11 protein-coding genes are annotated in these 9,550 nt (G+C 68.5%); all 11 read right to left on the bottom strand.

The window, feature by feature from the left end:
- Positions 1-21: 21 nt before the first annotated feature.
- Complete coding sequence (locus D7V97_RS11805; RefSeq protein WP_120610716.1) at positions 22-1,923, bottom strand: ATP-binding protein; 1,902 nt, start codon at positions 1,921-1,923, stop codon at positions 22-24.
- 101 nt (positions 1,924-2,024) lie between these two features.
- Positions 2,025-2,432 carry a 50S ribosomal protein L19 gene (rplS, locus tag D7V97_RS11800; protein WP_120610715.1) on the bottom strand — a complete coding sequence of 136 codons (408 nt, stop codon included), beginning with the start codon at positions 2,430-2,432 and terminating at the stop codon, positions 2,025-2,027.
- Between the two features lie 117 nt (positions 2,433-2,549).
- Positions 2,550-3,287: a tRNA (guanosine(37)-N1)-methyltransferase TrmD gene (gene trmD, locus D7V97_RS11795; protein WP_120610714.1), complete on the bottom strand. Its 738-nt coding sequence runs from the start codon at positions 3,285-3,287 to the stop codon at positions 2,550-2,552.
- Positions 3,284-3,829, bottom strand: a complete 546-nt coding sequence (gene rimM, locus D7V97_RS11790; RefSeq protein WP_120610713.1) for a ribosome maturation factor RimM — start codon at positions 3,827-3,829, stop codon at positions 3,284-3,286. The genes trmD and rimM overlap by 4 nt, the downstream gene beginning before the upstream one ends.
- Entirely contained in the window at positions 3,826-4,110 is a 285-nt protein-coding gene (locus D7V97_RS11785) for a KH domain-containing protein (protein ID WP_120610712.1), read from the bottom strand. The genes rimM and D7V97_RS11785 overlap by 4 nt, the downstream gene beginning before the upstream one ends.
- Positions 4,111-4,133: 23 nt before the next feature.
- Positions 4,134-4,394, bottom strand: a complete 261-nt coding sequence (gene rpsP, locus D7V97_RS11780) for a 30S ribosomal protein S16 (protein ID WP_120610711.1) — start codon at positions 4,392-4,394, stop codon at positions 4,134-4,136.
- A 100-nt stretch (positions 4,395-4,494) separates the two neighbouring features.
- Complete coding sequence (gene rlmN / locus D7V97_RS11775) at positions 4,495-5,625, bottom strand: 23S rRNA (adenine(2503)-C(2))-methyltransferase RlmN (protein ID WP_120610710.1); 1,131 nt, start codon at positions 5,623-5,625, stop codon at positions 4,495-4,497.
- 88 nt (positions 5,626-5,713) lie between these two features.
- Positions 5,714-6,529: a siderophore-interacting protein gene (locus D7V97_RS11770; protein ID WP_120610709.1), complete on the bottom strand. Its 816-nt coding sequence runs from the start codon at positions 6,527-6,529 to the stop codon at positions 5,714-5,716.
- A 171-nt stretch (positions 6,530-6,700) separates the two neighbouring features.
- Positions 6,701-7,132, bottom strand: a complete 432-nt coding sequence (ndk, locus tag D7V97_RS11765) for a nucleoside-diphosphate kinase (protein WP_120610708.1) — start codon at positions 7,130-7,132, stop codon at positions 6,701-6,703.
- 38 nt (positions 7,133-7,170) lie between these two features.
- A complete protein-coding gene (gene sucD / locus D7V97_RS11760) occupies positions 7,171-8,070 on the bottom strand; it encodes a succinate--CoA ligase subunit alpha (protein WP_120610707.1) in 900 nt (299 codons plus the stop codon).
- 32 nt (positions 8,071-8,102) lie between these two features.
- The gene (sucC, locus tag D7V97_RS11755) at positions 8,103-9,263 is read right to left on the bottom strand and encodes an ADP-forming succinate--CoA ligase subunit beta (protein ID WP_120610706.1); all 1,161 of its coding nucleotides are present in this window, start codon (positions 9,261-9,263) and stop codon (positions 8,103-8,105) included.
- Positions 9,264-9,550: the final 287 nt, after the last annotated feature.

Raw genomic sequence — 9,550 nt, 5'->3', positions numbered from 1 at the left:
CCCAGGCCTTCCTGGCAGCGGCTAGACGTTAACGGTGCCGTCCGACATCTGGGCGAAGCCGGGGTGGGCGGTGACGTGCAGCACCTGCGTCATCGTGCCCAGGTGCTTGAGCATGCGCGCCACGAGCGGCAGCTTCGCCTCGTCCACGCCAGTCAGCACGTCGTCCAGCAGGAAGGGCCGCTTCACCCGGGCGCAGGTCTTCTCCACCACCGTCATGCGCAGCGCCAGGTAGTAGAGGTCCAGGTCCTTGGGGGGCAGCTCGCCCACGGGGATGCGGCTGTTGGGCGTGAGCGCGAAGGCGTTGCCGTCGCGGTCCCACTCCACGCCCTGGTAGCGCCGGTCGGTGAGCGCGGTGAGGTACTGCACGCAGCGGTCCTTCAGCAGCGCCTGCACCGACAGCAGGTCGGACGTGAGCACGTCCGCGGCCTGCGCCAGCACCAGCGGTGACGGATCCTCCAGCGGATCCACCGGGGCCGCGGTCGCCACGCCGCCCACGACGACCGGGGCCGGTGGCGCCTTGGCCAGCGCGATGGACTCCTTGAGGCGGCCCAGCTCCCGCTCCACCTCGCGCAGGTCGCGCACGTAGGTGCCCTTGGCGGTGAGCTCCGCGTTGAGCGTCTCCTGCTCCGCGCGCAGGTCCTGCGCCTGGCGCTGGGCGTCCTGGAAGTCGGGGGACGCCTCGAACTCCTCCAGCTGCGTCTGCAGCTCCCCCAGGCGGATGCCGAGCAGATCCTTGCGCTCCAGCGCGGGGGGGATCTCGTCGAGCGTCTCCACGTTCAGGGCCTTGAGGGCCATGCGCACCGGCGCGTCCTCGAGCTCGAACTCGTCGAGGATCTTCTTCTCCCGTGCGCCCTTGCGGTTGTCCTTGGTGCCCTTGCGCGTGGCCTTCTGCAGGTCATCCACGTAGCGCAGCGCCATCAGCGCGGCCGTTCCAAAGGCCGGGATGTTGAGCAGCGCCAGGTAGCGCCACATCGGGCCCACGGTGAAGCCCAGGCCCACGCTGACGCCCAGGAAGAGCACGCCGGACCCCAGGCCGCCCCAGAAGTAGCGGTTCTTGGTGAGCGGCGGGACGTAGACCACCGCGTCCTCCTCCTCCGCGTCGCGGTCCGTCTCCAGCCGCGCCAGCGCTTCATCCCGCCGCGCCACCGCCTTCGGGTGCCGCTTCACGCGCGAGAGGATGTCCTGCGGCAGGCCCAAGGACTCCGGCGTGGGCGCCGCGCGCCAGGCGGCCTCCGCTTCCACGATGGCCGTCTTGAGCCCCTCGCCGCCCTTGAGCTTCGAGTCGGCCTCGAAGATGAGCGACGACAGCTCGTCCACCTTGAACTGGAGCTGATCCACCTCGCGCGAGACGACGAGCTCCTTCTCCAGCGCCTTCACCTTCGCCTCGGCCGCGGGGATGTCCGCCGCGGGCTGCACCGCGCTGGCGTTCGCGAGCGACGGCGTGCTACCAGACGCCTTCGCGGCGGCGGCTGCCTTGGCCGAGGCCTTGCGGGGCCGGCGCGAGGGCAGCATCACCAGTTGGAGGCAGTACACCTGCTCGAAGGTGGTGCGCGGCGGCAGACCCGCCTGGCCGCGCAGGTACTGGTTGATCTCCCCCGTGTCCGAGGACATCAGCTCCGGCTGGCTGGTGGTGGGGTTGAGCCGGTGCAGCGACCCCGAACCGCCCAGCTCGCGCAGCACCCGGTACGTCATCCCGTCCTGGCCCACGAACGTCAGCGCGGCCTTGCCGGAGCGCCCGCCCGAACCCACGAAGCTTGCGTCCCCGCCCCGGCCATCCGAGTACAGCAGCGACAGCGACAGCCCCGCCAACGGCAATACGTCCGCCGTCGGCGGCTTGAGGATGAGGTACCCGGTCTTCAACGGGAAACGGCCGCCGGGCGAGAACCCGCGGACGTTTTGGATGGCAACCTCGACGAAGTGCATGGCGCGCGCAGTCTAGCCCGAACGAAAAAAGGAGCGTCCAGTGGCGGACGCTCCTTCTCGCACGCGGCCATGAAGGCCGCGAGAGGGTTTCTGGGGACCTACTAGCCCTGGGCGGCGGCTGCGGCAGCGACCTTGGCGGCCTTCTTCGCGGCGCGCTCCGGATCCACCTGCACGTCGACGCGAGAGGCCTTGCCCTTCAGGTCGCGGAGGTAGAAGAGGCGCTTGCGGTTCACGTCACCGCGGGTGAGGACCTCGATCTTCTCGTAGCGGGGGCTGTGCAGCGGGAAGATGCGCTCCACGCCGACGCCGAAGGACATCTTGCGCACGGTGAACGTGGCGCGGTTGGTGCCCTTGGTCTTCCGGATGACCACGCCCTCGAAGGCCTGCACGCGCTCCTTCTCGCCTTCCTTGACCTTCCAGTGGACGCGAACGGAATCACCCGTACGGAACTGGGTGAGGTCCTGGCGCAGGAACTTGTTTTCGACGTGCTGAATGAGGCTGCGGCGCATGACGACTCCAAAAAGCGGAACTTGACGCGTAGGACGCGTGGAAAGAGCGGGCCGTACTAGCAGAGACGGCCGTGTCGGACAAGCCCGCTTCGTAGGGTTCCGCGAGGTCGCGCAGGGTTACAACTCTTCCTCACCCCTGGCGAGCAGTTTCTGATCCGCCTTCCCGAACTCCAGGCGCGAAAACAGATCCGGCCGGCGCTCCTGGGTGAGCTTGATGGCCTTCCAGCGCCGCCAGCGTGCGATCCTGGCGTGATCGCCGGACTGGAGGACGGCTGGCACCTCGACCCCCCGGAAGACAGGCGGCCGGGTGTAGTGCGGGTACTCGAGCAGGCCCTCCTCGAAGCTCTCCGCCACCGACGACGCCACGTTGCCCAGGACGCCCGGCACCAGCCGCGCCACCGCGTCCACCACGGCCATGGCGGCGATCTCACCGCCGGTGAGGACGAAGTCGCCCAGCGACAGCTCGCCGTCCAGGAACGGCATCACCCGCTCGTCCACGCCTTCGTAGCGGCCGCAGACGAGGATCAGCCCGGCCTCGTGCCGCACCAGCTCGCGCGCCGTGGCCTGGGTGAAGACGGGCCCGCGAGGGCTCATCAGCAGCACCTTCGCGCCCGGCAGGTGGGCCCGCGCGGCCTCGATGGCGGCCACCAGCGGTTCGGGCTTCATCACCATCCCGGCGCCGCCGCCGTAGGGCGAGTCGTCCGTGACGTGGTGCTTGCCCACGGCGTACTCCCGCACGTCGGAGAGCGTGACGGAGAGCAGCCCCTTCTCCTGCGCCTTCCCGAGGATGCTCGCCCCCAGGTAGCCAGAGATCATCCCCGGGAACAGCGTGAGGATCTCCACGGGGTAGCTCACCCCGCGTCTCCGTCGTCGCGCCCCTCGACCTCCAGGTATTCGGGGGGACGGATCACGATGCGACCCGCGGCGATGTCCACCGACGGAACGAACTCGTCCGCGAAGGGCACCACGAGCTCGGGACGGCCGGGCGTGCGGATGACCAGGTTCGGCACCTCGCCGGTGGCCCAGACCTCCTCCACCGTGCCCAGCGCCGCGCCCTGCTCGTCCACGGCGGCAAGCCCCACGAGGTCGCCCTGGAAGAACTCGCCCTCCTCGGGCGGCTCCAGGTCCTCGCGGTAGACGAGCACCTTCGAGCCCACCAGCGCTTCGGCGGCGGCGCGGGTGTGCACGCCCTCGAAGCCCAGCAGGTCTTCCTTGTTCGCGGGGCGGTAGGACTCCACCACCATCTCGCGCTCCTCACCGGAGCGCAGACGCAGGCGGACGCGATCCAGGGTGCTGATGGTCTCCGAGGCGGGGTCGAAGCTGCGGACCGCCACCTCGCCCTTGAGGCCATGCGCACGGGCCACGTAGCCCAGCTCCAGACACGGCGACGTGTTCACCGGGCAGCGTCCGGAGCAGGCGTCGCCGGCGGGGAACCCGGGGCGCGCCGATCATCGAGAATCTCCAGGCGGACCTTCTGGCCCTGCTTCTGGGCGGCGACATTGAGCAGAGTCCGGAGGGCATTCACGGTGCGCCCATCACGGCCAATGACCTTGCCGACGTCCTCGGGGGCGACCTTCAGCTCATAGAGCTGGCCGCCATCCGCCTCGGAGATGCGCAGGGCGACCTGGTCCGGTGAATCGACCAGGGCCTTCGCCAGATACGTGAGCAGCGGCTCCACGTCTTGTCCAGACGGGGGCGAGCTCAGACCGTGGTCGCCGGGGCCTGCTTCTTCGCCGTCTTGATCAGGTCCGCGACGGTCTCCGAGGGCAGCGCGCCGCTCTTGAGCCAGTGGTTCAGCCGGTCCTCGTTGAACTGCACCTTCGGCGGGCTGTGGTTGGGGTCGTAGGAGCCGACCTGCTCCAGGAACTTGCCGTCGCGCGGGCTGCGCGAGTCGGTGGCAACCACGTGGTAGTACGGCATCTTCTTGGCGCCCGCGCGGGCAAGACGGAGGACAACGGCCATGGAAATCTCCAGCGAACAGGTGACTTCAACTACAACAGGCGGAGGGGGGCGCTCTTAGCGCCCCTACATCGGGATTGTCAAGGAAGCTCGGGTGCTTATGTCACGTCGGGGCTTCCGCGGTCGCTTCGCCCCGGTTGGCGAGCTGCCCACAGGCGCCGGCGATGTCCCGGCCCCGGTTCCTGCGGATGTAGGCCGCGACGTGCGCCTCGGAGAGGATGGCGCGGAACTCCTCCGCCCGCTCCTCCCCGGTGGTCTGGAACCCCAGGCCCGGGTTCTCGTTGTACGGGATCAGGTTCACCTTCGCCGGGATGTCGCGCAGGAGCTCCTTCAGCCGGTGCGCGTCCTCGTCGCTGTCGTTGAACCCCTTGAGCAGCACGTACTCGAAGGTGATGCGCCGGCCCTGGCGCAGCGGGAACTTGCGGCACGCGTCCAGCAGCGCGGCGATGTTCCACTTGCGGTTCACGGGCATCGTCTTGCTGCGCTGCTCGTCCGTGCTGGCGTTGAGCGAGATGGCCAGCTTGACGTCCGTCTCCAGGCCGAAGCGTTCAATCATCGGCACCAGGCCCACGGTGGACACCGTGATGTGCCGGTGGCTGAAGTTGGGCCCCTCCTCGGACTGGAGGATGGCGAGCGCCGTCTTGAGATTTTCGAAGTTGTGCAGCGGCTCGCCCATGCCCATGAACACCAGGTTCGTGAGCGGCCGGAGCGTCTCCAGGGACTCGTTGCGCCGCACCTCGCGGTTCACCGCGTGCACCTGGGCGACGATCTCTCCCGCCGTCAGGTTGCGCTTGAGCCCCAACGTGCCCGTCATGCAGAAGGTGCACGCCATCGCGCAGCCCACCTGGGTGGACACGCAGAGCGTCTTGCGGTCCTCCGAGGGCATGTAGACGGATTCGATGAAGCGGCCGTCGCGCGTCTTGAAGCGGTACTTGATGGTGCCGTCGACGCTGCGCTGCTCCAGGTCCTTCTCCAGCGGGACGATCTCCGCCTGGGCCTTGAGCTTCTCGCGCAGGCCCTTGGAGAGGTCCGTCATCTCCTCGAAGGACGTGGCCCCGCGCTGGTGGATCCACCGGTAGAGCTGGGAGGCGCGAAACGGCCGCTCGCCCAGCTGCTCGCTCAGGAACAGCGCGAGCTTCTCACGGGACAGGCTGGCCACGTCGACCAGCTTGGCGGGCGTCGGCGCCGGCAGGGGCTCGGTGACGGGAAGAACTGTGGCGGTGGGCTCGGACATCGTTCAGTCAGGCCTAACGGAAGGCAGCGGGGCGTGCTTCCCACAAGTAGGCACGGCAAGTCAAAGGAGGGCACGCCCCCTTCCCTGCCTACCCCTTGGAATCGTGGTGCTCTGCGGTGCCGCGCTTCCAGTAGCCCGTCACGCGCATCCACTCCTTGTTCAGACCCCGTTCGGCCACCAGGTGTTCCCGGATGCGCTTGAGCGACGTCGCTTCGCCGGCCACCCACACGAACCCCTCCCCGGGGGGCTGGGTCCAGCTCCGCAGCGCCTGCTCCAAGTGATTCGTGGTCCCCGCCTCCGCGCTTCCCCGGTGCAGCCAGGTGAGCGTCACGTCCGCCCGGCTGTTGATGCGCTGCTCCTCCGACGCGTTCGCCACCTCGATGAACGCGAAAGCGCGAGCCCCCGCCGGCAGCTCCTCCAGGCGGCGGGCAATGGCCGGCAGCGCGCTCTGGTCGCCCGCGAGCAGGTACCAGTCGAAGTCGTCCGCCACGTCATGGGTGCTGCGCGGGCCGCCAATGCCCAGGAAGTCGCCGGGCTTCGTGCGCTCGGCCCACCGCGACGCGGGGCCTTCACCGTGCAGCACGAAGTCGATGTCGAGCTCGCCCGCCTTCGCATCGAAGCGGCGCGGCGTGTAGTCGCGCGACGCGGGCTTCGCGACCCCCTCCGGCATGGCCAGCCCGTTCGGGCCCACCACGGGCATGTTCGGACGCTTCGCCCCCGGCTCCGCGAAGAAGACCTTCACGTGGTCGTCCGCGCCCGGCGTGCTGAAGCCCTCCAGCTCCGGACCGCCCAGCGTCACCCGCACCATGTGCGGCGTCAGCCGCGTCACCCGCAGGACCTCCAGCAGCCGCAACTTCACCGGGAACGGCCCCCGGCGACCCACGCGCTCCGACCCACCGCTCATGCGCTCTCTCTTGTCGATAGTGATTTGCATTATCGATATCAGGCGATATGCCTGTGGGCAACCGGAACCACGGAGGGCAGGCGGGCGAAAAGACGACGGCCCGGGCCTGCGCCTTCGAGGGGCGCGGGCTCCGGGCCGGAGTCCTGTCCAGCGCTGGGGCTGGATGCGGCGTTACGCCGAGTACGTCTGGATCTCGGTCTCGCGGAAGAAGTACGCGATCTCGTTCTTCGCGTTCTCCAGGCTGTCCGAGCCGTGCACCGTGTTCTGATCGATGCTCTTGGCGAAGTCCGCGCGGATGGTGCCCTTGTCGGCCTTCTTCGGATCCGTGGCGCCCATGATCTCGCGGTTGGCGAGGACGGCGTTCTCACCCTCCAGCACCATCAGGACCACCGGACCGGAGATCATGAAGGAGACCAGGTCCTTGAAGAAGGGCCGGGCCTTGTGGACGGCGTAGAAGCCTTCCGCTTCCGTCTGCGACAGCTGCTGCAGGCGGATGGCGACGGGCTTCAGGCCCTTCTCCTCGAAGCGGGAGATGACCTTGCCGATGACGTGGCTCTTCAGCCCGTCCGGCTTGATGATGGACAGCGTGCGCTCGATGGCCATGGAATTGAGTCCTCGTGTGGGTTCGCGGGGATGACGGTTCAGCGGTTCTTCTTGGGGGCGCCGCGCTTGACGACTTCCTGCAGCGTGGTGCCCAGCTCGGCGGGGCTCGCGGCCATCAGGATGCCCGCGGCCTCCATCGCCTTGATCTTCTCCCCGGCCGTGCCCTTGCCGCCGGAGATGATGGCGCCCGCGTGGCCCATGCGCTTGCCCGGGGGCGCGGACTGACCGGCGATGAAGCCGGCGATCGGCTTGGTGAACTCACGGGCCACGTACTCCGCGCCCGCCTCTTCGGCGCTGCCGCCGATTTCACCAATCATGATCACGGCGTCCGTCTCCGGATCCGCCTGGAACAGCTTCAGCACGTCCACGAAGTCGGTGCCATTGACGGGGTCGCCGCCGATGCCCACCGCGGTGGACTGGCCCAGGCCCAGCTGCGTGAGCTGGTGCACGGCCTCGTACGTCAGCGTACCGGAGCGCGACACCACGCCGATGCGGCCCGGCTTGTGGATGTGGCCCGGCATGATGCCGATCTTGCACTTCGCGCCGGGGGTGATGACGCCCGGGCAGTTGGGACCGATGAGCCGCACGGCCTTGCCCTGCAGGTAGCGCTTGGCGCGGATCATGTCGTTGACGGGGATGCCCTCGGTGATGGTGATGATGAGGGAGATGCCCGCGTCCGCGGCCTCCATGATGGAGTCGGCGGCGAAGGGCGGCGGCACGAAGATGACGGACGTGTTCGCGCCCGACTGTTTCACGGCGTCGGCCACCGAGTTGAACACGGGGACCTTGCCCTCGAAGTCGGTGCCGCCCTTGCCCGGCGTGACACCGCCCACCAGCTTCGTCCCGTACTCCAACATCTGCTTGGCGTGGAACGAGCCCGCCGAGCCGGTGATGCCCTGGACGAGGACCTTCGTGTTCTCGTTGACGAGGATGCTCATGGCGTTCCTTCAGGAAAAGAGTGCGCGACGGACTACTGGATCGCCGCCACGGCCTTCTCAGCCGCCTGGCGCAGGTTGTCCGCGGGGGTGATGGCGAGCCCGGAGTTGCGGAGGAGGTCCTTGCCCTTCTCCACGTTGGTGCCCTCGAGCCGCACGACGAGCGGGATCTTGAGCTGCACTTCCTTGGCCGCCGCGATGATGCCCTCGGCGATGACGTCGCACTTCATGATGCCGCCGAAGATGTTGACGAGCACCGCCTTGACCTGGGGATCCGCGAGGATGAGCTTGAAGGCCGCCGTCACCTTCTCCTTGTTCGCGCCACCGCCCACGTCCAGGAAGTTGGCCGGAGCACCGCCCACCAGCTTGATGGTGTCCATGGTGGCCATGGCCAGACCGGCGCCGTTCACCATGCAGCCGATGTTGCCGTCCAGCGCGATGTAGGCCAGGTCGAACTCCTTGGCCTGCGTCTCGCGGGGCTCCTCTTCCGCGATGTCGCGGTACTCCAGCAGATCCTTGTGACGGTAGAGCGCGTTCTCGTCGAACGTCACCTTCGCGTCGAGCGCCACCACGCCGCCATCCTTCAGGATGACCAGCGGGTTCACCTCCACGAGGGCCGCGTCCGTCTCCATGAACATCCGGTAGAGCGCGGAGCAGAACTGCACGAACTTGTTCACCGTGGGACCGCTCAGGCCCAGGCCGAAGGCCAGCTTGCGGCCCTGGAAGTCCAGGAAGCCCACCGCCGGGTCCACCGTCTCGCGGAGGATCTTCTCCGGGTGGTGCTCGGCCACTTCCTCAATCTCCACGCCGCCCTCGCGGGACGCCATGAAGGTGATGCGGCTGGTGGCGCGGTCGAGCGTCACGCCCAGGTACAGCTCCTGGCCGATGGCGAGCCCTTCCTCGATGTAGACCTTGTGGACCGTCTGCCCTTCCGGGCCGGTCTGGATGGTCTTGAGCTTCATGCCGAGCATCTGCTTGGCCAGCTCCTTCGCCTCCGCGGGGCTCTTGGCCAGCTTCACGCCGCCGCCCTTGCCGCGGCCGCCGGCGTGGATCTGCGACTTCACGACGACGACAGGCGTGGCCAGCGTCTTCGCCGCGGCCTCCGCCTCGTTGGGAGAGAGCGCGAGGATGCCGCGCGGCGTGGGCACGCCATACTTCCGGAAGAGTTCCTTGCCCTGGTACTCGTGGATCTTCATCGAAGCTCCGGGTGGGACGAGGGGAGACGGGGACGGCCCGGACGGGGCGTCAACGCCGGCCCTCATTGCGCAGAAAGCGACGCTTGGCAAGGCCGTTTGGCCTCCAGCGTCGTCGCAGGACACCTGCCCCGCTCCCGACATAACCCCCGGTGTCCGGGAGGATGAGCCCACCTACAGCGCCCTGCCCCACGGTCGGTGGGTGGCCCGCCGCCAGGGCGTGCGTGCACAAACGACCGCGGCCCCGCACAGCGCCTGGTGGAGGGCGCTGACACGGGGCCGCGAGGAAG

This window comes from Corallococcus sp. CA053C (assembly GCF_003611675.1).
In the GTDB taxonomy this organism is placed as follows: Bacteria; Myxococcota; Myxococcia; order Myxococcales; family Myxococcaceae; genus Corallococcus.
The sequence above is the reverse complement of the archived record's forward strand: the minus strand, read 5'-3'. Positions and strand labels throughout refer to the sequence as shown.

Bases quoted from the DNA above. Each gene is read 5' to 3' on its own strand.
- rlmN (WP_120610710.1), bottom strand. From the start codon at position 5,625: ATGTCCGAGCCCACCGCCACAGTTCTTCCCGTCACCGAGCCCCTGCCG.
- rpsP (WP_120610711.1), bottom strand. From the start codon at position 4,394: ATGGCCGTTGTCCTCCGTCTTGCCCGCGCGGGCGCCAAGAAGATGCCG.
- sucD (WP_120610707.1), bottom strand. From the start codon at position 8,070: ATGAGCATCCTCGTCAACGAGAACACGAAGGTCCTCGTCCAGGGCATC.
- D7V97_RS11805 (WP_120610716.1), bottom strand. From the start codon at position 1,923: ATGCACTTCGTCGAGGTTGCCATCCAAAACGTCCGCGGGTTCTCGCCC.
- sucC (WP_120610706.1), bottom strand. From the start codon at position 9,263: ATGAAGATCCACGAGTACCAGGGCAAGGAACTCTTCCGGAAGTATGGC.
- D7V97_RS11770 (WP_120610709.1), bottom strand. From the start codon at position 6,529: ATGAGCGGTGGGTCGGAGCGCGTGGGTCGCCGGGGGCCGTTCCCGGTG.
- rplS (WP_120610715.1), bottom strand. From the start codon at position 2,432: ATGCGCCGCAGCCTCATTCAGCACGTCGAAAACAAGTTCCTGCGCCAG.
- ndk (WP_120610708.1), bottom strand. From the start codon at position 7,132: ATGGCCATCGAGCGCACGCTGTCCATCATCAAGCCGGACGGGCTGAAG.